The organism is Corynebacterium sp. (assembly GCF_030532715.1).
GTDB lineage: Bacteria > Actinomycetota > Actinomycetes > Mycobacteriales > Mycobacteriaceae > Corynebacterium.
Map to the genome: position 1 here is coordinate 126,080 of NZ_JAUNKO010000004.1, position 19,959 is coordinate 146,038.

At 59.7% G+C, this 19,959-nt stretch carries 20 protein-coding genes; 14 read left to right on the top strand and 6 right to left on the bottom strand.

The annotated features are described in order from the left end of the window. Positions 1 to 23: 23 nt before the first annotated feature. Complete coding sequence (locus tag Q4D83_RS07530; protein ID WP_303174365.1) at positions 24 to 236, bottom strand: hypothetical protein; 213 nt, start codon at positions 234 to 236, stop codon at positions 24 to 26. Between the two features lie 424 nt (positions 237 to 660). Here Q4D83_RS07530 and Q4D83_RS07535 point away from each other — a divergent pair, with 424 nt between their 5' ends. Further along, on the top strand, positions 661 to 975 hold the full coding sequence (locus Q4D83_RS07535; protein WP_303174366.1) for a hypothetical protein: 315 nt from the start codon (positions 661 to 663) through the stop codon (positions 973 to 975). A gap of 18 nt (positions 976 to 993) precedes the next feature. Then, entirely contained in the window at positions 994 to 4,098 is a 3,105-nt protein-coding gene (locus tag Q4D83_RS07540; protein ID WP_303174368.1) for an error-prone DNA polymerase, read from the top strand. On the opposite strand, the gene Q4D83_RS07545 is transcribed toward Q4D83_RS07540, so the two are convergent. Continuing rightward, the gene (locus tag Q4D83_RS07545) at positions 4,095 to 4,781 is read right to left on the bottom strand and encodes an ABC transporter permease (RefSeq protein WP_303174370.1); all 687 of its coding nucleotides are present in this window, start codon (positions 4,779 to 4,781) and stop codon (positions 4,095 to 4,097) included. The genes Q4D83_RS07540 and Q4D83_RS07545 overlap by 4 nt on opposite strands. Beyond that, positions 4,778 to 5,698, bottom strand: coding sequence for an ABC transporter ATP-binding protein (locus Q4D83_RS07550; protein ID WP_303174372.1), 921 nt, complete (start codon positions 5,696 to 5,698; stop codon positions 4,778 to 4,780). Before Q4D83_RS07550 ends, Q4D83_RS07545 begins: the two co-directional genes overlap by 4 nt. Before the next feature lie 142 nt (positions 5,699 to 5,840). Between Q4D83_RS07550 and Q4D83_RS07555 the strand changes: the two genes are divergently transcribed. From Q4D83_RS07555 to Q4D83_RS07590, 8 genes are all read left to right on the top strand, one after another. Next, a complete protein-coding gene (locus Q4D83_RS07555) occupies positions 5,841 to 6,296 on the top strand; it encodes a PH domain-containing protein (RefSeq protein WP_303174374.1) in 456 nt (151 codons plus the stop codon). Beyond that, on the top strand, positions 6,293 to 7,639 hold the full coding sequence (locus Q4D83_RS07560) for a PH domain-containing protein (RefSeq protein ID WP_303174376.1): 1,347 nt from the start codon (positions 6,293 to 6,295) through the stop codon (positions 7,637 to 7,639). The genes Q4D83_RS07555 and Q4D83_RS07560 overlap by 4 nt, the downstream gene beginning before the upstream one ends. 10 nt (positions 7,640 to 7,649) lie before the next feature. Then, positions 7,650 to 8,486 (top strand): CPBP family intramembrane glutamic endopeptidase, encoded by an 837-nt coding sequence (locus Q4D83_RS07565; protein WP_303174378.1) that lies wholly within the window; start codon positions 7,650 to 7,652, stop codon positions 8,484 to 8,486. 90 nt (positions 8,487 to 8,576) lie between these two features. Then, on the top strand, positions 8,577 to 9,719 hold the full coding sequence (locus Q4D83_RS07570; protein ID WP_303174380.1) for a metal ABC transporter substrate-binding protein: 1,143 nt from the start codon (positions 8,577 to 8,579) through the stop codon (positions 9,717 to 9,719). Next, entirely contained in the window at positions 9,716 to 10,399 is a 684-nt protein-coding gene (locus tag Q4D83_RS07575) for a metal ABC transporter ATP-binding protein (RefSeq protein ID WP_303174382.1), read from the top strand. The genes Q4D83_RS07570 and Q4D83_RS07575 overlap by 4 nt, the downstream gene beginning before the upstream one ends. 25 nt (positions 10,400 to 10,424) lie before the next feature. Further along, positions 10,425 to 11,243 carry a metal ABC transporter permease gene (locus Q4D83_RS07580; protein ID WP_303174714.1) on the top strand — a complete coding sequence of 273 codons (819 nt, stop codon included), beginning with the start codon at positions 10,425 to 10,427 and terminating at the stop codon, positions 11,241 to 11,243. A 17-nt stretch (positions 11,244 to 11,260) separates the two neighbouring features. Next, complete coding sequence (locus Q4D83_RS07585) at positions 11,261 to 12,097, top strand: metal ABC transporter permease (RefSeq protein WP_303174715.1); 837 nt, start codon at positions 11,261 to 11,263, stop codon at positions 12,095 to 12,097. After that, positions 12,094 to 12,771 (top strand): metal-dependent transcriptional regulator, encoded by a 678-nt coding sequence (locus Q4D83_RS07590; RefSeq protein ID WP_303174385.1) that lies wholly within the window; start codon positions 12,094 to 12,096, stop codon positions 12,769 to 12,771. Before Q4D83_RS07585 ends, Q4D83_RS07590 begins: the two co-directional genes overlap by 4 nt. 30 nt (positions 12,772 to 12,801) lie before the next feature. Here the strand turns inward: Q4D83_RS07590 and Q4D83_RS07595 are convergent, their stop codons facing one another. Beyond that, positions 12,802 to 13,290, bottom strand: coding sequence for a tRNA (cytidine(34)-2'-O)-methyltransferase (locus Q4D83_RS07595; protein WP_303174387.1), 489 nt, complete (start codon positions 13,288 to 13,290; stop codon positions 12,802 to 12,804). A 62-nt stretch (positions 13,291 to 13,352) separates the two neighbouring features. On the opposite strand from Q4D83_RS07595, the gene Q4D83_RS07600 reads away from it, so the two are divergent. From Q4D83_RS07600 to Q4D83_RS07610, 3 genes are read left to right on the top strand one after another with little or no spacing between them, the layout of a single operon-like run. Next, positions 13,353 to 14,972, top strand: coding sequence for a cation:proton antiporter family protein (locus tag Q4D83_RS07600; protein ID WP_303174389.1), 1,620 nt, complete (start codon positions 13,353 to 13,355; stop codon positions 14,970 to 14,972). A gap of 8 nt (positions 14,973 to 14,980) precedes the next feature. Further along, positions 14,981 to 15,835, top strand: coding sequence for a bifunctional methylenetetrahydrofolate dehydrogenase/methenyltetrahydrofolate cyclohydrolase (locus tag Q4D83_RS07605; protein WP_303174391.1), 855 nt, complete (start codon positions 14,981 to 14,983; stop codon positions 15,833 to 15,835). Then, the gene (locus tag Q4D83_RS07610; RefSeq protein WP_303174393.1) at positions 15,832 to 16,143 is read left to right on the top strand and encodes a DUF3017 domain-containing protein; all 312 of its coding nucleotides are present in this window, start codon (positions 15,832 to 15,834) and stop codon (positions 16,141 to 16,143) included. Before Q4D83_RS07605 ends, Q4D83_RS07610 begins: the two co-directional genes overlap by 4 nt. Here Q4D83_RS07610 and Q4D83_RS07615 read toward each other — a convergent pair. Together Q4D83_RS07615 and Q4D83_RS07620 are read right to left on the bottom strand one after the other, a co-directional pair. Continuing rightward, the gene (locus Q4D83_RS07615) at positions 16,132 to 17,214 is read right to left on the bottom strand and encodes a homoserine O-acetyltransferase (protein ID WP_303174395.1); all 1,083 of its coding nucleotides are present in this window, start codon (positions 17,212 to 17,214) and stop codon (positions 16,132 to 16,134) included. The genes Q4D83_RS07610 and Q4D83_RS07615 overlap by 12 nt on opposite strands. Before the next feature lie 59 nt (positions 17,215 to 17,273). Next, positions 17,274 to 17,825, bottom strand: coding sequence for a hypothetical protein (locus Q4D83_RS07620; protein ID WP_303174398.1), 552 nt, complete (start codon positions 17,823 to 17,825; stop codon positions 17,274 to 17,276). 189 nt (positions 17,826 to 18,014) lie between these two features. On the opposite strand from Q4D83_RS07620, the gene Q4D83_RS07625 reads away from it, so the two are divergent. Then, positions 18,015 to 19,907: an HtaA domain-containing protein gene (locus tag Q4D83_RS07625; RefSeq protein WP_303174399.1), complete on the top strand. Its 1,893-nt coding sequence runs from the start codon at positions 18,015 to 18,017 to the stop codon at positions 19,905 to 19,907. Positions 19,908 to 19,959: the final 52 nt, after the last annotated feature.

Here is a 19,959-nt window from a genome sequence, read left to right on the forward strand (position 1 = left end):
TGGCGGTACGAAACGGGCGGTGGTTAGCCCCAGTCCACTGGTGGACTTTCTTTACCTCGGCGGGCATTCATAATGAATGCGGCAGCGAAGGCACACACGGCAAGCGGCAGGAGCATCCAAGTGGCGAATGGGTCGCCGTCGATCAGGGGGATCACGGTGAGAGTTGCGGCAAGGATGACAATGCCCAAGTACGCGTCCAGTTCGGGTGCTTCCAGGGTGGTTAATTTCTTCAACATTGTGGGGTCCTTTCGTTCTTTTGGCGTGACCACAAGGGTTTGATGCGATCACAAGGGTTGGCCTAGAGGGTCAAGACACAGTACCCTTACCTTCCATCCAAGGTGATCACACTCAGGAAGTAAAGTGAGCTGCGCCACAAACGGGTGTGACGTGAGTATATCACTGTGACTTGCGGCGCGTTCTCATGTTTTTGCCCCGATTCGCATGGTAGACAACCTGATATTTCATTGCCCACAACATATTCTTAAATGCGCATTCGCGCTGCACAACGGCTACTTTTCGAACGTATATTACGGGGTTGAGCGGGGGTGTTGTCATATCACTAAAGTCGCTAGTTTAGTAGCGTTATAGCAGGTTTGCGCGTTCACATAGATGCTAACACTTAGTTGATTTTAAGGCTTTTCATGGGAAGGGGTCTTGTTGATGAGGCGCCAGATGCTAGTCCGCTCTCGGATGATGGTGACGGTAACTCCGGCTGAATCTTCAGAGACGGCAGCGAAAGAATTGCAAAGCGCAATAGATAAACTTCAATCCGATGAGGGGGACCGTCAATTTTTAAAAGCCGAGGTGGCGGAAGCTCGCCGTGCGGGCAGGCTCTACATCATCTTTGAACTTGAGTTGGATTCCGTGAATGAGGCGGATCGAATCAGCAAGAAAGCCGCAGAGGAAGTGTTCGCCGCGATCGAAAACGATCAGTACACGCTCGAAGCCGGGGGGCACTTTGTCATCCCCGTGTAAAAGCGTACATTTGTTCGTATGCGGTGGAACGGTGGTCGGATACTAAGCTGGCCCCAGCTGGAGGGGATCCTTTCGGGAAAAACCGTGGGTTCACTCACCGTGGTCCACGATCCTGCGGACGCTGCAATGTCGCCACAGCCTGCCGGTGATGCGATGCCATTCGCGGAATTGCATGCGGTGAGCTCTTATAGTTTCTTGCGCGGCGCCAGCGACCCAGAGGCGCTTGTAACAAGGGCCATTGAACTGGGAATTTCCGCCCTCGCCATTGTGGATAGGGATGGGTTTTATGGCGCTGTTCAGTTTGCGGAAGCCGCCGCAAAGTGCGGATTGTGCACCGTGTTCGGTGCGGAATTGTCGCTTCCGCAGGGTGTGCTTACGGTGTTGGCGCGGGGTCTAGAGGGCTATCAAAGACTATCTCGAGTGATCGCCGCCGCACAGATGAAAGGCGGGGAGAAAGGGAAAGTTTGCTATCCTCCGCTCAAAGTTCTTGCAGAACAAGCGTGCGAATCGTGGCAGCTGCTTGCGGACGAAACTTGGTTGCCTCACCTCGATCAACTGCGTGAATATTTCGGTGATTCGAACGTGGCGTTGGAGTATCGGGTCACCGGCACGCCCGCAGATGCAGATGCGCATGCAGCCCTAGACGCCGCGCCGAAGTTGCGGCGCGTAATCACAGGTAATCCCGTGGCGGCTACGCGTAACGAGGCGGCACTCGCTGCGGCGAAGCACGTGTTGCGTGGTGGTGAGCGCCATGAATTGCACCCGGTGGGCGGGATGTGGTTGCGCGATGGGGCGACGTTGCTACGCGCGTGCCCAGCTGCGGGACCCTATCTGCAAACCAGCGTTGAAATTGCCGCCGAATGTGCGTTTTCTTTTGCGCTGGTGGCACCGGAGTTGCCGCAGTGTGATATCCCGGTGTCGCACACGGAGGATTCGTGGCTTGCGGAATTGGTGCGTACGCGCGGGGTGAGCCGGTACGCTTCTCGCCCCGCTGACATTCGCCAGCGTGCCGAGCGTCAAATCGAACATGAGTTGCAGGTGATTGCGGACCTTGGGTTTGCCGGATACTTCCTTATTGTGTGCGACATTATGGATTTTTGCCGCCGTAGCAATATTTTCGCTCAAGGCCGAGGCTCGGCCGCGAACTCGGCGGTGTGCTTTGCGCTGGGGATTACCAACGTTGAACCCGTCCAGGCGGAACTTCTATTCGAACGTTTTCTTGCTCCTGACCGTGATGGCCCGCCCGACATTGATATTGATATCGAATCCGGCCGCCGCGAAGAGGTTATCCAATATGTGTACGCAACCTACGGCAGGGAGTGTGCGGCGCAGGTGGCAAACGTGATCAGCTACCGCTGGAAAGGTGCGCTTCGGGACGCCGCACGTGCTTACGGCTACCCGCAAGGCACCATCGACGGCTGGTCGCGGCGCGTTGAAGAGCCGCCCGAACGTGTGATCAAACTGGCGGAACAACTTATGGGCCAGCCGCGGCATTTGGGTGTCCACTCCGGCGGCATGGTCATTTGTGATCGTCCCATCGCGGATGTGGTGCCTACGGAATGGGCTCGCATGCAAGATCGATCAGTGGTGCAGTGGGATAAGGATGATTGCGCCGCCGCCGGGTTAGTTAAGTTCGATCTGCTCGGGTTGGGCATGCTAGAGGCCTTGCATTCCATGGTAGATCTGATCGCGGAAAACTACGGTAGGCGGATTAATCTCTGGGAGCTCGATCTCGCAGATTCGGACGTATATGCGATGTTGGCGCGGGGTGACGCGGTGGGGGTGTTCCAGGTGGAGTCCCGTGCCCAGCTGGCAACCCTGCCCCGCATCAAGCCCGAAAAGTTTTTTGATTTGGTGGTGGAGATCGCGCTTATTCGGCCCGGCCCGATCCAAGGCGGCTCCGTGCACCCGTACATTCGACGCCGTCAGGGGTTGGAGCCGGTGGTTTACGATCACCCTTGCCTTCGCCCAGCGCTGGAGAAAACCCTGGGGATTCCGCTGTTTCAGGAGCAGCTTATGCAGATTGCGCGTGATGCTGCCGGGTTTTCCGGAGCTGAGGCGGATAGCCTGCGCCGAGCCATGGGTGCGAAGCGTTCACCGGCGAAAATGGCCGCGCTAAAGACCAGGTTTTTTGAAGGCTTGCGCGATACGCAGGGAATCGCCGGGGAGATCGCCGAGAGGCTCTGGAATAAGATGGTTGCCTTCGCCGCATATGGATTCCCGGAATCGCATTCGCAATCGTTTGCGGCATTGGCGTATTTTTCCGCCTGGCTCAAGTACTACTACCCGGCGGAGTTTTGCGTGGGATTGTTGCGCGCTCAACCCATGGGCTTTTACTCGCCTCAGTCGTTGCTTGCGGACGCCCGCCGCCACGGCGTTGTTATCGATCCTATCTGCGTGCAGAAATCGAAAGTAGAGGCGACTTGTGCGCGGGGTCGAATTCGGCTCGGGTTAAACCTTGTTCGCGGCCTCGGTGCCGCTGCCGAGGCGATCGTCAGCGCTGCTCCGTTTGCCGACATCGCGGACCTCGCCCGCCGCGCACACTTGAGCGTCGCCCAGGTGGAGGCGCTTGCCCGTGCGGGCGCCCTCGAGTGTTTTGGTTTGTCGCGCAGGCAGGCCCAGTGGGCCGCCGGGATTGCCGCCACGGAGCATGTGGGTATGCTGCCCGGGCTATCGCAAGTGACTGCGCCAACCTTGCCTGGCATGAGCGAATTCGAACTCATGGCCGCGGATATTGCGAGTACGGGTGTCACGCATCAAGATCAGCCGATTGCATTGTTGCGTCAGCAGTTGGCTGCCCGCGGCATTATCTCGGCCGTTGATTTGCGGCACGTTGAGGACGGTCGACGCATCCACATCGCCGGGGTGGTAACGCACAGGCAACGCCCCCAAACTGCAGGTAACATTACGTTTTTCGGCATGGAGGACGAAACGGGGCTGATCAACGTGATGGTGAGCCCTGGGTTGTGGAAACGTCATCACAAGTTGGCGGCTACGGCCAAAGCGCTCGTGGTGCGGGGGATTGTGCAAAACGCCTCCGGTGCGGTCATGGTGGTGGCTGACCATTTGGAGCGCTTCGAACTGGCGGAAGTTTTCAACCGTAGCTCCAGGGACTTCCGTTAGCGGCGCCAGCGGAACATCTTCGCGCCCAGCAACCCGCCGGCGGCAAACATTCCGGAAAGTACGTACACGGGAACGAGCAGGTCGGTAATGGGGCGGCCGTCCCATAGGCCGCGGTGCAACGCCGCCGCTTGCCAGCTTGGCGAGTAGTTCAAGTACGCAACGTTTGGAATTTCGAATACGCCAGAGGTGGCAACCAGCATGACCAGCACGATGCTGCTCAGTATGTTTGCCGCTCGGCGCGAGCGATACACGCTGGCCAGCAATAGTCCTGCGGCGGCGTATGCCGCAGCCGTTCCCGCCACCCCACCAGCGATAGCAAACCAGTTTCCATTCGGGGTGCTGTGGAGTGCCATCCAGCCGCAGCCTAAAGTGGCCGCACTGCCCAGGCAACATAGGAGAAAATCAACCATCAATTTGGCGCCAAGAATACGCGCCGGGCGAAGCGGGATTAAGCGCAGGCGCTGTAGCACCCCAGTCTCACGCAACGTTAACAAGTGGTAGGGCACCAACACGGCGCCAACAAGCATTGGTGGAAGCACCGCATAGGAAGCTACTGACACGGAACGGTCAAACACCAGCGCCATGGTGAGGAGGAGGGCGGGGGCAAACAGTACTGTGAACCAGCCGATGGGGTGGCGCAGGCGAGACCGCCAAAACACGTTCATGAGCCGCAGCGTTTTCATGCGGCAGCCTCGTCGAAGCTGCGCCCCGTGAGATTAAAAAACACGTCCGCAAACTTAGGTTCGGTGACGTTCATCGTGGTTACTTGGATGCCGTGGGCCGCAAGATGCGCCAAAATGCGGTGCACGAACCCGCCTTGCCCATACACGGTGAGCGAAAGGCCCTCCGGCACAATGCGCGTCACGCCCGCTAGTTCGGTGAGGTTGGGCACCGTGCCCGCGGGTTGATCGAGGGACAAAAAGGCGGCGGATTCGCCGACACAGCCGCGGATCAGCCCGGGCACTGTGCCGGTAGTTAACAATTCCCCGCGATCCATTACCCCCACGCGGTCGCACAATTGCTCTACCTCGTTGAGGTCTTGGGTGACCAGAAAAATCGTGGTGCCGTAGTCGCACATGGTGTTGAGCGCCTCCCACATGTCCTGCTGGTCCTGCGGCTGCAGCCCCGCTGTTGGCTCGTCGAGGATCAATAGTTCCGGCTGATGCAGAAACGATAGCGCGAGGGAGATTTTTTGCTGTTGCTCTACCGTCAGCCGACGCACCTTGGTGCGTTTTTCGTCGGACAAGCCGAGAGATTCGAGCAAATCTTGCCACGGCAGGGCGTCGTTATGCATTGCGGAGAAGAAACGCAAGGTTTCAGCGACGGAAAGGTGAGGCATGAGGGAAGGATGCTGCGGTTGCACGCCAAGCCGGCCGGCAATATCGCGGTGTCGTGTGGCGGGGTCAGTGTCGAACACCTCGATGGTGCCTTCGGTAGGGCGATCCGTGCCGGTGAGGCATTCAATGAGCGTGGTTTTGCCGGCGCCGCGCGGCCCCACCATGCAGAAGATTTCGCCTTTGGCGACGGTGAAGGAGACGTCGTTGAGGGCGCGGGCAGCACCGAACCGCCGCGTGACGTGGTCACAACGTACGACATCCATGACGTTTCCTTTCCACAGCAATTATGGGGTGTGCGCTTGTCAAACGGTGAACAACGGGGGCGAAATCTCGCTATGTGCAGGGGTTTTTGTGCGAAACCGTGGGGGGAAGCGCCGAGGTGAGCTCTTCGTTTACCGTTAAGTTATGAACTTCAATCCCGTCTCGCCGAACCTGGTGAAGGCCCGCTACGTGGCGTTTGTCCCCTGGCTTCTTATCGCACTGATTGCCGCGGTAGTAGCGGCGACATGGTTCTACACCTGGCTGTGGGCGGTGAGCGCGGTCGTGTTCGCGACGTTGGTGTGGGCGTTGTGGCTTATTCCGATGCAAGTGCGCAACATGGGATGGTTGGAGACGCCGGACGAGCTCGTGCTTGCGAAAGGCAAATTGTGGCACACAATTACGGTTGTGCCTTACGGACGGATCCAATTTGTGGATGTCGTCGCCGGGCCAATAGACAGAATGTTCGGGCTGAAGTCCGTGGAGTTGCATACCGCCTCCTCCACCTCCGATTCCCGGATCTCCGGCCTCCCCAGAGACATCGCGGACGAGTTGCGTGACCGGCTCGCCGCCCAAGCTCGTGAGCGGATGAGTGGGCTATGAAACAGTACCAACGCGTCCATCGCCTCACCCCGTTATTGAAGTTTTGGCAGTTTATCCTTGCCGCGATCGCGGTGGCGGTAGTGAATCTCAATCAGGAACTGCTGCGCGATATTCGGGACCTTTTGAATGAAGTCACCACCATTCCGTCCTGGCTCGGTGCGCTTGTCATTTTCGCTGGCTTCGCAATTGCCTGCGGGCTCGTCTGGGCGATTTCTGGGGTGTGGTGGCGCGCGTACGGGTATCGCCTTGACGGCGAGGAAATTTCCGTAAAGAGCGGCGTATTGAACACAAAGTTGCGCACCGCCCGCTACGACCGTATCCAGGCTGTCGACGTCGTGGAAAACGTCATCTCCCGCATCTTCGGCGTCGCGGCCGTCCGGGTGGAAACTGCAGGTGGCAAGCATTCCGTACTGAATATCGCTTTCCTGCGTCGCGCCATGGCGGAGGAATTACGGGAGGAAATCCTTGATCTCCGTAGTGGCACACCGACCGAGGTAGGGGCCGAGTTAGGAGACGAGCCTCCACGCGAACCGGCCGGGGAGGTGGTGATCCCGCCGATTCCCGTTTCCCGCAGCCTTATCGCCGCGGCGCTGGCCTCGCTGTGGTTCGGTGGTACGGCCCCGATTGGCGCTGTGTTCGGCGGGCCGGGGATCCTATTGCCGATGCTTTTGGCCGCGCTACCAGCGGTGTGGTCCGTGACCGACCGCAGTTGGAATTTTACCGCCACGCTGGATCGGGACGTGTTTCACGTCAGCTACGGATTGGCTGATAAGCGTAAGCAATCCATCCCGCTGCAGCGCATCCATGCTGTTCGTATTCGCCAACCCGTGCTATGGCGCCTGTGTGATTGGTGGATCGTGGAAGTCTCCATTGCGGGCTATGCGTTAGGGGATAAGAAGGCGGGTACTACGCGGCTGCTGCCGGTGGGCACTCGCGATCAGGCGATGCATCTTGCCTCCGTGATCACGCCGCTTAGCGCTGCCGAACTGGAGGCGTATGCGCCGCCGGAAGGTTTCGTTGCCCCGGATTTCCGGAGCCCGCTGCGCGCGCGTTGGGTTTCCCCCATAGACTTTTCCCAACAAGCCACAACTTTGTTCGATCACGCGGTGATTATTCACGAGGGACGTTGGCAGCGCAGGGTGACCATCATCCATCCCAGCCATATCCAAGAATTAACGTGGCGCCGCGGTCCGATTCAGCGGCTCGCCCACGTAGATACCATCCGCCTCGACCTTGTCGATGGCCCCGCACGTATGTCCGCACGCGACCTTGCCCCAGACGACGCTCAACGGTTGCTTGCCACATTGCGCGGACGGGAGCTTCCGAGCGCCATCCAGCACTAGATTAGTGCCTATGGAAAAGCTCATAGAAACAGGTCGCAGGCATCCCTTCGTAGCCTTTGTGGCACTGGCATACGCCGGCTCCTGGCTTGGTTGGGCCCCGATGTGGGCTTCCCGCAACGGCCTAGGGATTCTTCCAATAGAACTCCCTTTCGCGGCGATCGCGGGCTTTAACCAGCTGGGGCTTTTCCTTGGCCCCTTCGCCGCGGCGTTTCTGGTCACCCGCCTTCTCCACGGCCGCGAGGGTGTTCGCCAACTGTGGCGAAAAATGTTCCAGTGGCGGGTGCACCCCTACTGGTACTTCATTGCGATGGTGGCAATTCCGGTCAGCATCGTCGTCTCCTACCTCTTGAGCGGCAGCCATCTCGCCGGCGCCACCTCCATCGGCACACTTGCCGTGTCCTTCATCGTATTTTTGCTCGGCGGTCCGGTGCAGGAGGAGCCCGGCTGGCGGGGCGTTGCGTTGCCGTTGCTGCAGGAGCGATTCTCTGCGCTGAGCGCCGCGTTAATCCTTGGGTTCGTGCATACGTTCTGGCACCTGCCTATGTTTACCGTGCGCGAATGGGATACCGCCGGCGGTAACCCCAGCCAACTCGTAGCGTACCTTGTGGTGGTGCTCAGCCTTTCCGTTATTCTCGCATGGCTTTTCGACGCCGCGACCGGCAGCCTGCTCCCCATCATCCTCGCGCACAATGCTGTGAACTGGGCCTTGGTGGCGGTTATGGGGGAGGCTGCGGACAATTCGTGGCCTGCGGCGTTGGGGTTGCTGGTTTTCGCGTTGTTGGTCGTGGTCACCGGCCGCCTGCGGGGGACGAGGGTTCGACGCACCCCCAGAAGTTCAAAGGCCTGAACTTTAAACTTTTCACGTTGCGGCAAACCGATTATGGTAATGGTGAACTCATTAGTTTGTTCCAATCCCAGATCGATTGTGAGGTTCCACGTGTTAAAGCGGAAAGCCCTGTTGATTGTGGCTCCAATGGCGGCCCTGTTGCTGGCATCATGCTCCGGCGGCACCCAGGAGGAGGTGGCCCCCGTTGGCGATGCCAACCACTTAAAGGTCGTCGCATCCACCACGCAGATTTGCGATTACACCAACCAGATCATGTCCAGCGGAGACTTTGGCACCATCGTCCACGATGCGACGGGCAAGGTATCCAAATCTAACGAGGGCAAGGACCAGCAAATCGAACTCACGTGCCTGCTCGCCCCGAATGCTTCGGCCCATGACCATGAGATGACCCGCGAGCAGATGAGCGCCCTTTCCGAGGCGGACCTGCTTTTGGTCAACGGCGTCGATCTTGAACACTTCCTCGATGATGCGATTAGCTCCTCCGGTTTTCATGGCACCCTCGTTGCCACCACCGGTGTGCTGTCCGCCGCAGACGTTGATGACCTAGCCAAGCAGGAAAAGGCAGAGGAGTCTCTGCCGTATAAGGTGTATCGCGGGGAAGAAAAGGTAAAGGTTGCGGAATGGCCGTTCGCACCGGAACCCGGTGAGGAAGCGGAATTCCGCTTCGACCCGCACGTGTGGACCAGCCCGAAGAACGCCAAGATCCAGGTGTCCAATATCGGCGCCGCGCTTTCGAACGCAGCTCCCGATTTCAAGGACACGATCGACAAGGCCGTTAAGGCGTACGAGGAGAAGCTGGACGCCCTCGATATGTGGGCCGCGGACTCGTTGAAAACCGTGCCGCAGGATCACCGCGTCTTGTTCACTTCCCATGACGCTTTCGGTTACCTGTCCAAGGAATACGAAATTGAGTTTATCGGCGCAGCTCTCTCGGACTTTAATGAACAGCAGGACGCCACCGCGGAGCATATTCGCCACGCCGCCGATGAGGTAAAGAAGTCGGGTGCCGTCGCCCTGTTTGCGGAGAACTCCAATAACTCCAAGTCCATCGAAGCTATCGCCGAAGCCGCCGGCGTCAAGGCGATTATCAACGATGAGGCGCTGTACGGCGATTCTCTCGGCCCGGCCGATTCCGCGGGCGGCACCTATATTGATTCCATCATTCACAATGTGTCCACCCTGGTAAATGCGTGGGGCGGGAAGCCGGCAGATATTCCAGCGGGCCTGCGATGACCAATCCCACACTAGAGTTCGATCAAGCGAGTTTCGCCTATAACGGCACGCCCGTACTCACGGGTATTACCGGTACCGTCTTCCCCGGCGAGGCGCTCGCTTTGATCGGCCCTAATGGTGCTGGTAAGACCACATTATTGCGCGGCATTCTTGGTGAGGTTCGGCTCGCCAGCGGGGTGATGCGCCGCGCCCCCGGCCGCATGGGATACGTGCCGCAATCCGCAGATCTCGATCTCACGTTTCCGGTTACTGTGCGTCAAGTTGTGGGCATGGGTTTGATCGGTGTGCGCATCAACCAACAGCGTGCGCGTATCGACGCCGCGCTCGCCCGCGTTGACCTGCTCGATAAAGCACCGTTGCGCTTCGGCAGTTTGTCTGGTGGCCAACGCCAGCGGGTCCTCTTGGCTCGCGCACTGGTGTGTCAACCGAAGTTGATCCTGTTGGATGAACCTTTCAATGGCTTGGACGAGCCAAATCGTGTCGCCCTTCTGCAAACCATTCAGGAGGCAAAGGACGATGGCGTCGCGGTGGTCGCCTCCACGCATGACCTTCGCCTTGCCAAAGAAACATGCGAAAAGGCCGCGCTGCTCGCCGGTAAGCAAATCGCGTTCGACCGGCTTGACGAGGCTCTGGACGAAAGTAATATGCAACTCGCGTATGGCGGAGGTTGGCGTGTTTGAGTCGTTCCGGCTGGTTGTCGAACAGGTGCCCTTTCTTACTCCGGTGTCCGATACGCCGTTCGTATTTCGGCCGTTTATCCTCCTCGTCGTTCTGGGCTGCACCGCCGGCATCGTCGGCGTCATGGTGAACCTTCGGTGCCTGGAATTCAACGCGGAGGCCATGGTCCACTCGGTGTTCCCCGGCGTCGTCGCTGGGGCGGTCTTCGGCGGCATCGACTGGATTATCCCCGGTGCCGCCGTGGCGGCGGTGTTTGTCACCCTAGCGCTGGTCTGGGTTCGCCACGCTTCGGAGGCGGGCACCGCCGTGGTACTCACCTCGTTTTTCGCGGCCGGCGTCGTGTTGTCCTTAAAGTTTGGGGATAGATCCGGCCAATTGGAAGCGCTTATGTTCGGTCGGCTGCTGGAGGTTACGGAGGTGCGCTTGCGCGACGCCCTGATTGTGTGCGCCCTCGCTTTGATCCTGATGGTGCTCACTTGGCAGCGTCAAGTGTTTGTCGCGTTCGATCCCCATGGTGCCCGCGCCGCGGGCATTAATGTGCTGGCGATGGACATTTGCATCAACGTCGCCATCGCGGCCGTCGTTATTGCGGCGTCTTCGGCCATTGGTGTGCTACTTGTGATCGGCTACCTTGTTGTCCCAGGCGCCGCGGCCCGCCTCCTCGCTACGAACGTTCGCACAATGGTTCCCGTAGCTATGGGGGTCGGCGTGTGCGGTGGCTACCTCGGGTTGGTGGCGCTGACGCTGCCCGGCCCGATATCCCCGCAGGCCACGGTGGCGCTTTCGTTGTGTGCCCTGTACGCCGTGGCCTTGGTCATCAGAGAACTTAAGGTGGTGCCCCGATGACCCCGCAGCTGACTTCGATGTGGGAGATTATCCGATTACCCCTGATGGAAGCCGTGGTGATCGGCGCCCTGTGCGGGCTTGTCGGCGCTTTTGCGGTGCTCCGACAACGCGTGTTTTTCGCGGAGTCGGTGACCCACGGGGCGTTTCCCGGTGCCGTGCTTGGGGTGGTTATTGCGCAGGCGATCGGCTGGGATCTATCCTTTTCGCTGTTTGCTGGCGCGGCCTTGATGTGCCTTCCGCTTGCCGCACTGATGTACGGTTTGGCGCGTGTTCCTGAACAATCCTCGCAGGCCGCGGCCGGCATCGTGATTACGGTGGGGTTTTCCTTGGGCTATTTCCTTGCCAAGTGGTTCGCCCCATTGCCTCTAAAGATTGAGGGGTTCCTGACCGGTTCTATCCTTACCGTCCGCGCGCCGGACGTGTGGGCGGCCGCCGTGGTGCTTGCCGTTACTGTGTTCATTGTGTGGTGGTACGGCGATCGCCTTGCGTTTTTGTGTTTTGATTCCCTTGGCTTCCGCGCCGCCGGGCATTCTTTCTTGCTTGCGGAATCCTTGATCCTTGGCATGATCGTGGCCACCGTTGTGGTGGTGATTCCGGCGGTCGGCACAATCGTTTCCATTGCTCTTGTAGCGGCCCCAGCCGCGGGTTTGAAAGGGCTTGTTTCGAATGTGCGGACGTTTCTTGTGCTGTCACCTGCCGCAGGTGTGTTCATCAGTGTGATTGGTCTTGTTGTGGGTGTTTACCTGCATCTTTCCGCTGGCGGTATGATTGCTGTGGTGGCGGGGGTGTGGTATGGAGTTTGTATTGGTGTCCAATCGTTGGCTCGCCGTTTCAACTACACTGTTAGTCCATGAATGTCAGCGAGTTGCCGGAGAAGACACAGGATTATCTCAAAATTGTTTGGGACCTGTGTGAGCGGACGGGCCAGGCAGCGAGCTTGGGGGATATTGCGGAGCACATGGGGCAGAAGACCTCCACCACGTCCGAGGGCATTAAGCGGCTTACGGAGCGCGGTTTGCTGGATCACCCGAAGTACGGGGGAATTCAGCTGACCCGCCAGGGTCGCGCGTTGGCTATGGTGATGGTGCGCCGCCACCGTCTGATTGAAACGTTTTTGCATTCCACGCTGGGTTACAGCTGGGACGAGGTGCACGACGAGGCCGATCGGTTAGAGCACGCCGTGTCGGACATGTTTATCGCGCGTATCGACGCCCTCCTTGGTCACCCCTCCCGCGACCCGCACGGCGACCCCATCCCAGACGCAGAAGGTGTGGTGGAAACGCTCGCCCTGCGGGATCTCGGGCATGTGGCGCCGGGAGAGTCCGCGGTGGTTGATCGCATTCATGATCGGGACCCAGAGTTGTTGCGCTATCTCGCGGAATACGGCATTCGGCCCGGCGTGACCATCACGATGGCGGCGGCCCCGTACCCCGGCATGCGCACCATCCGCGTCAACGATGTGGATGTGCCGCTTGCAGAAACGAGCCTGTGGGCAATCAATGTCCTCGACGAGAAAGCTTCGTCGTAGCCTGGTTCAGGCACCGGAATGCCTCGGGTGCTAGACGCCGCCGGGAAAGCCCAGTTGGCGCCAAGCTTCGTAGCAGGCGACCGCTGCCGCGTTTGAGAGGTTCATGGACCGACGCGACGGCAGCATGGGCAGCCGAACCTGCGCGGTGATGCGGGGGTGGGTGAGCGCGGCGTCGTCAAGCCCGGTGGGCTCGGTGCCGAAGAGCAGCACGTCGCCTGGTTGCCAGCGGATATCGGTGTGAAAGGTAGTCGCGCCTGAAGTGAATGCGAACACGCGGTTGTGTGGCAGCGAGTCGAGGCAGGCGGCAAGATTGTCGTGGACGGTCACGGTGGCAAGGTCGTGGTAATCCAAACCCGCGCGGCGAAGGTTACGTTCTGCAAGGTCGAAGCCGAGTGGTCCGGTGAGGTGAAGATGCGCGCCGGTGCCCGCGCACATGCGGATAGCGTTGCCAGTATTCGGCGGAATGCAGGGCTGATCGAAAACAATGTGGATCGGGCAGCCGGGCTGCGTGTCACTCATGGCTACTATCTTTGCAGGCGTGCGGTTAAGTTTGCCAACCCGTGCACGTAAACTCGTACAGTATGCCGCCAGAACTACTTATTGCTTCAATTTTCGCCATTGTTGGTGGCCTCGGGGCATCCGCGTTACGGCTTCCGCCGCTGGTGGGGTTCCTAGCCGCGGGGTTCGCGCTGAGCACCACGGGAGTGACCAGCTTGCCCGGCATTGACGCCGTCTCCGACCTCGGGGTGACGGTGCTGCTATTTACCATTGGGCTGCACCTAGATCCGAAAGCGATTGCGCAAGTGAGGATCGTGGGTACCACCGTGGGGCACGCGCTGCTGACCACTGCGGCGTTTGCCGTGGCGTTTGCGTTCTTTGGCAGCCTTTCGCTCATGGGGGAGCTGAGCTGGGGTTCGTATTTGCTCCTCGGCCTGGCCGCGTCGTTTTCCTCCACAGTCTTTGTCATGGCGGTGCTGGATGAGACGGGCCGCACGCGCTCCATGGTGGGCACCATTGCCATCGGCGTGCTCGTGCTGCAAGACGTGATTGCGGTGGCATTCCTGGTCGGCGCGTCGGGTCGGATGCCGGAGACTTGGGCGGCCGCGTTCCTTTTCTTGCCGCTGCTGCGGCCGCTGTTGCGCCGTCTGCCGGACCAGATTTACCGCACGGATTTGCTGGTCCTTGCCGGGGTGACGCTGGCGGTGGCTTCCTATGCTTTGTTCGAACTGGCGGGGTTGAGCGGTTCGTTGGGGTCGTTGCTGGCCGGGTTGATTATTTCCGCGCACCCGATCGCCGGCCGCATGTTTAATGCGCTGACAAGTGTGCGCGAGCTGCTCCTCGTGGGGTTCTTTATCAATATTGGACTTGGTGGCGTTCCAGACTTGGCGGGATTTTTCGCCGCCGGCGTGCTGCTGGTGCTGTTGCCGATCAAAACCCTGTTCTTTGTGGGCATGCTGTATTTCTCGGGGATGTCGCATCGCACGTCCACGCTGGCGGCAGGTGTGTTGAGTAACTATTCGGAGTTTGGCCTGATTGTGGTGGCGATTGCGGTGCAGGGCATGCTGCTACCGGCCGCCTGGTTGCAGATTATGGCGGTGGCGGTGGCCGGCAGTTTTGTGTTGTGTTCGCTGGCGAAACTCCAGGTCGGTCGTATTATGCAGACGGTAGTCCCGTGGGTTCCGGAGCTTCCGGTGGAGCGGTTGGCTCGCGGCGAGCGCCCACTTGATGTGGAGGGTGTCGATGCCTTGGTGCTGGGCATGGGGCGCGTGGGTGTCGGCGCTTACCGTCGACTGCAGGAAAAATACAGCATGAACGTCGCGGGTGTTGAGTTCGACGCCGACCGCGTGGAAACCCTTCGGGATCGAGGTTTTACCGTATTCCAGGGCGACGCCACCGACCCGGAGTTGTGGATGCGGGTGCAGGCGCGTGAGCGGCACCCCGGGTTGATCGTGTTGGCTATGCCCGAGCACAGTGCGAACGTGGATGCGTTGCGGGTGTTGGAGACCGTGGACGAACATTTCGTGACCGCGGCGCTGGCAAAGTACAGCAACACTACCGCCGAGCTTGTTTCCCTTGGGGTAGATGCGACGTTGAACCTCTACGACGGCGCCGGCACCGAGCTTGCTGACGTCGCGTTCAAAGCGTACGCCGAATGTTCGCACGCAACCACGTTGGAATCTCAGTCCTCCCCAATGGAATAATGGCGGGTGTGACTGCGAAGAAACTGGACGGAAATCTCTACCGCGACGAATTATTCGTTGATTTGTCTGCGCGGGTGGCGGCGCTGCGGGAACGCGGCATCGTCCCAGGGTTGGCTACGGTGCTGGTGGGAGACGATCCCGGCAGCCATTCGTATGTTCGAATGAAGCATCGGGATTGCGAGCAGATTGGGGTGCGTTCCATCCGCCGCGACCTGCCTGCGAATACGACGCAGCAGCAGCTCCACCAAGTGATCGACGAGCTGAACGCAGACCCCGAGTGCACGGGCTACATTGTGCAATTGCCGCTGCCGAAGCATCTAGACGAAAATCAGGTGCTTGAGCGCATCGACCCCGCCAAGGACGCTGACGGCCTGCACCCCGTCAACCTTGGCAAGCTCGTGCTCAACGAGCCCGCGCCGCTTCCCTGCACCCCGAACGGTGCGATCCACTTGCTGCGGCGATTCGACGTCCCCCTCGATGGCGCGAAGGTGGTAGTGATCGGCCGCGGCGTGACCGTCGGTCGGCCCATTGGGTTGATGCTTACTCGTCGCAGCGAAAACGCGACCGTCACCTTATGCCACACCGGCACCCGGGATCTGGCGGCGGAAACCCGCCAGGCAGACATTATTGTTGCCGCCGCGGGGCAGGCGCACATACTCACGCCGGACATGGTGAAGCCGGGGGCGGCGGTGCTCGATGTCGGTGTGTCCCGTAAGGACGGCAAGCTCGCCGGCGACGTGCATCCAAAGGTGTGGGACGTGGCCGGGTTTGTGTCCCCGAACCCGGGCGGCGTTGGCCCATTGACCCGCGCGTTTTTGGTACGCAACGTGGTGGAGCGCGCGGAGAAGTTGGCATCGCTGTGACGCTGAACCCGCATGATGTGAACGCGAAGCCCGCCTCGCTGTCACCCCGGTTTCAACGGCTCGGGGTGGCGATATTTGTGCTGGGTTTGGTTGTAGCGTGCGGTTTTTTGGCTACCGAGCATTGGCGCCGCGCCACCTTTACGCTGGGCTGTTGTATGTTGTGGCTCGCCGGGTTGCGGATGTCCTGCGATAGCGATGTGCTGCGGGTGTTGTCCGTGCGATCCCAGCGTTTCGACGCCGCGTTTTGCGTCGCCATCGGCGGCAGTATGATGTTCCTCGCCGGAACGGTTGATTCCCTAGGAAGCTAGGGAAATAAACCGCCGCATAATGTGGTCCATCTGCCGCGTTTCCGTGAGGAACGCGTCGTGGCCTACCGGCGAGGCGATGCGTGCCATGCCCAATAAATTGCCCAGGTTTCGGGAAAGGTGTTCCTGCTGGTGGTAGGGATACAAAATGTCCGTATCCACGCCCGCCACCATGGTGGGCACCGTGGATGATGCAAGTGCCTTGTTGAGCCCGCCGCGGCCCAACCCAATGTCATGCCGGTTGAGCGATTCAGTGAGCGTGACATACGAACCAGGGCAAAACCGCTGTTCCAAGCGTTTTGCCTGATGGTCGAGGTAGCTCACCACCGCGAAGCGCTGCGAAGGGTCCCGAAACTGGCCGCGCGGATTTTCACCCGGTTGCGCATCGGCGGCGAAACGCTCATCAATCTCCAACTCGCCGCGATAGGTCAAGTGGGCGATGCGCCGCGCCGTAGCCATGCCCTCAAACGGCGCTTGGTCTGTGCCGTGGAAATCTCCGCCCTGCCACGCGGGGTCGTTTTCAATGCTGGCGATCTGTGCGGCTTGAATGCCAATCTGCCAGGCGCTTGCCCGCGCGGAAACGGCGATGACGAGCGCCGAATGCACCATCTCCGGGTACATGAGGGTCCACTCCAAGCTGCGGGCGCCACCCATGGAACCGCCGATCACGGCGAATATGCGGGGGATGCCCAGGGCGTCGAAAAGCAATTTTTCCACGGCAACCTGGTCGCGGATCGAAACGGCGGGGAAACGCGAGCCCCAAAACCCGCCATCCGGGTGCGGGGAGGACGGCCCCGTAGTGCCGCGGCATCCGCCGATTACGTTGGTACACAGCACGGCGAAACGGTCTGTATCCAGCGCTTTACCGGGGCCGATGACGCCGGACCACCAGTCGGCGGCGTTGGAATCCCCGGTCAGTGCGTGTTCGACAAGGATGATATTGCTGCCGTCCGGTCGCGGAGTGCCCCATTGCTGGTACGCGACGGTCACATCACGGATCACGGCGCCGGCTTCGGTGGTGTAGTCGCCGATGGGCTGAAACTGCACCTCACCAGAGGAATCGTTGTGCGTCATAAAGCTGTACTTTCTGCAGGGGAGCGATGATTTCCCCAATTCTAGACATACAGCTCTGTCTAGTCCATTGCTTTGGAAGTATGCGATTGCACCGGCGCAAATCGGTCGGGAAACGGTTGCGCCGGCGGTAGGTCGGAAAACTCGAAGGGCTCTAGCTCTGGTTTCTGGCGCTCGGTCCAGATCGGCGACAGGCCCGGCATAAACCACACCAGCAGCGCGGTGAGGAACGCTGCGCCGCCCGCGCCCCACAGGGTGTATTTTTCCGGCACGAACCAAAGTGCGCTACCCACGATGGCGATGATAAACAGCCAGGTCAACGGGTAGGAAATCGCCAGTGGGATTACCTGCGGGGCATCTTCTGCCCACTGTTCGTGGGGGAAACGGGAGCGGGCCTCGTTACGGATCCTGCGAGGGGTTTTCAGCATCGGTGCGATTGCGGCGATAAGCGTCAGGAGTAACCCGGCTGCCATCACCAGCAAATCTCCGGCGGCGGCACCGAACGCAAGGACTATCGACGCCGTGACCAGCGAAATCCGCTCCCCGTATGTTGGGGGTACTGGGCGGGCGGGGTCTACATCGGGATAAATGAGGGAAAAGGGTGGTGTGTCCATGGTCGTGTGGGGGTATCCAAAAGGTCATACCTCGAACGGAGGTGCGGCTGACCTTGGGGGTTTTCGAAGAAACTTTCTTAGGTTAGGTTAGTCTAGGTCGAGATTAATAGTAAGGCTAGGCTAAGGCAATCTTCTAAATGATGGGGGATTGCTGTCAGTCTCAGTTAAGTTTCAGGAGTTTTGGCTGCAATGACTTATCGCCACCACCCGAAGCCGCGGCGCACACCCTTTGCCGCCGCAGCAACATTAGCCGCGTGCCTTGCGATCGCGCCGCCGGTGTTCGACGTGCCAACCGCGCAGGCAGACATCGCGGTATGCGAAAACTTCGGCGGGACATTTAACTGGGGGCTCCGGGAAAGCTTCCGTGACTACCTTGTCGGAAAGGTCGCTCAAGGTACCTGGTCAACTTCTGCAGATGTGGAAACTAGTGACGATTTTACCGACGCTAATTTCTATTTCTCGTTCGGTGTGCGCGCCGATGCCATTACCGCCGAAGATGAAGACACTGGCGAAATCCCGCTGGCAGGTGAGATTGTGTTCGACGGGCATCACGGCGTATTGCACATGGAAATGTCCGATTTTCGGCTAAAGGTCGATGGTGCTAGCGCCGAAATCACTGTGGACTATGTGGCCAATAAGGTGGATAGTTTCACGCACGGTGCGACGCCGGAAGAAATTCGTGGCAATGATATCGCCATTGCCACGGTAAATCTGGATAGCGCCGTGAATTTTACCGCCGGTAAGGCGGCACTTAGCGGCACCCCCGTGCTGACCCCCGATGGGGCCGAGCTTTTTATCGCCTACGAGGCGGGCCAAGCGATGGATCCGATCGGCGGCGAACTGGGCTGTGGCTCCTTGGGTTCTCGTGGTACCAGCGGCGGTAATTCGAACTCCAGCAAAGACTCCAAAGATCGCAGCGTTAACTCCGTGCTGAAGGAAACTAATGACTTCATTAAATTGATGAACGATCTGGTCACGAATACCGACAAGTTGATCGGCAATACCGAAAAGCTTGCCAATAACATCACCGGCGGCAAGGTCGGCGGTGGCGGGGGCGCCGTAGCTGGTGGCGGTACTGCGACTGGCGGGACGGGTGGCACGGGTGGCACTGGGGGTGCTAAGCCCTCTGGTGGTGCTGGCGGCACCGCAGCTGGCGGCACTACCGGTGGCGGCGGTGGTGGGGGCGCGGCAGTCGGTGACGGGGGCGGCGGTGGAGGCTCCGACGTATGTACCGCTGATGGTTCTGTTGGCGTAGTTGAGACCACTGGTAGTTGGGGTGTGAAGCAATCCTTCCAGTCATATATCACCGGGTCCATCGCCAAGGGTTCCTGGGCGCTGAGCGGTGTGGAACACAGCAACGGTCAGTTCCATTTCCACGGTAGCTCCGGTGCCGTGGATCCCGGGAAGGGTACTGGCACTATTCTGATGCCTGGATCCGTGCATTTCACTGGCCACGACGGCGTGCTTAACCTGAAGATTTCCGATCTTGAAATCCAGTGGAACGGCAATAGTGGGTCGTTGATCGCCCAGGTGAGCTCCAGCGATATGGAAGGAAATCACAAGGATTACGGCCGCGTCGCATTGGCGGATCTTAGCTTTGGTTCCCTGAATGTGAATGAATCCTCCGCGAGTGGCACGGCCAGTGCCTCGCTCACCCAGGCAGGTTCTGCGGCCTTTGCGGAGTTCTATGCAGTGGGTACGGAACTCGATCCGGTGAACTTTACCGCCTCGCTTGGCGGCGCGGCCAGCTGTGCCGCAGGTCAGGGTGCAAGCGCATCGGGTGGTGCCGCCGGTACCGGTGGCGCGGGTGCAAAGGCCGCCGCTAATGCGAAGACTGGTTCGAAAACCACGGCGGAAAAGAAGACTTCTGGGCCTGGCGTTGCGGCTCGTGTCAATGGCGCGACCACTGATGGGGATAGCGAAGGCCACGCCAGCAACGGCAATTTCAAGATTAAAAACGCTAACGCTTCTGGTTTTGAAAAACCCTCGTTTACCACGTCTGTGCTGCTGATTATTGCGGCGTTCGTGGTGGCGGGCGGCAGCCTCTCCCAGTTGGTGATGCGCCACCCGGCTTCCCGGTAGTGATCGTTTCTGACTCAACCCGATTTTTTGAAAGGTGTGCTGTGACTTTCCT

Coding starts and splice junctions, on each gene's coding strand:
- Q4D83_RS07530 (WP_303174365.1), bottom strand. CDS start 236: ATGTTGAAGAAATTAACCACCCTGGAAGCACCCGAACTGGACGCGTAC.
- Q4D83_RS07535 (WP_303174366.1), top strand. CDS start 661: ATGAGGCGCCAGATGCTAGTCCGCTCTCGGATGATGGTGACGGTAACT.
- Q4D83_RS07540 (WP_303174368.1), top strand. CDS start 994: ATGCGGTGGAACGGTGGTCGGATACTAAGCTGGCCCCAGCTGGAGGGG.
- Q4D83_RS07545 (WP_303174370.1), bottom strand. CDS start 4,781: ATGAAAACGCTGCGGCTCATGAACGTGTTTTGGCGGTCTCGCCTGCGC.
- Q4D83_RS07550 (WP_303174372.1), bottom strand. CDS start 5,698: ATGGATGTCGTACGTTGTGACCACGTCACGCGGCGGTTCGGTGCTGCC.
- Q4D83_RS07555 (WP_303174374.1), top strand. CDS start 5,841: ATGAACTTCAATCCCGTCTCGCCGAACCTGGTGAAGGCCCGCTACGTG.
- Q4D83_RS07560 (WP_303174376.1), top strand. CDS start 6,293: ATGAAACAGTACCAACGCGTCCATCGCCTCACCCCGTTATTGAAGTTT.
- Q4D83_RS07565 (WP_303174378.1), top strand. CDS start 7,650: ATGGAAAAGCTCATAGAAACAGGTCGCAGGCATCCCTTCGTAGCCTTT.
- Q4D83_RS07575 (WP_303174382.1), top strand. CDS start 9,716: ATGACCAATCCCACACTAGAGTTCGATCAAGCGAGTTTCGCCTATAAC.
- Q4D83_RS07585 (WP_303174715.1), top strand. CDS start 11,261: ATGTGGGAGATTATCCGATTACCCCTGATGGAAGCCGTGGTGATCGGC.
- Q4D83_RS07590 (WP_303174385.1), top strand. CDS start 12,094: ATGAATGTCAGCGAGTTGCCGGAGAAGACACAGGATTATCTCAAAATT.
- Q4D83_RS07595 (WP_303174387.1), bottom strand. CDS start 13,290: ATGAGTGACACGCAGCCCGGCTGCCCGATCCACATTGTTTTCGATCAG.
- Q4D83_RS07600 (WP_303174389.1), top strand. CDS start 13,353: ATGCCGCCAGAACTACTTATTGCTTCAATTTTCGCCATTGTTGGTGGC.
- Q4D83_RS07615 (WP_303174395.1), bottom strand. CDS start 17,214: ATGACGCACAACGATTCCTCTGGTGAGGTGCAGTTTCAGCCCATCGGC.
- Q4D83_RS07620 (WP_303174398.1), bottom strand. CDS start 17,825: ATGGACACACCACCCTTTTCCCTCATTTATCCCGATGTAGACCCCGCC.
- Q4D83_RS07625 (WP_303174399.1), top strand. CDS start 18,015: ATGACTTATCGCCACCACCCGAAGCCGCGGCGCACACCCTTTGCCGCC.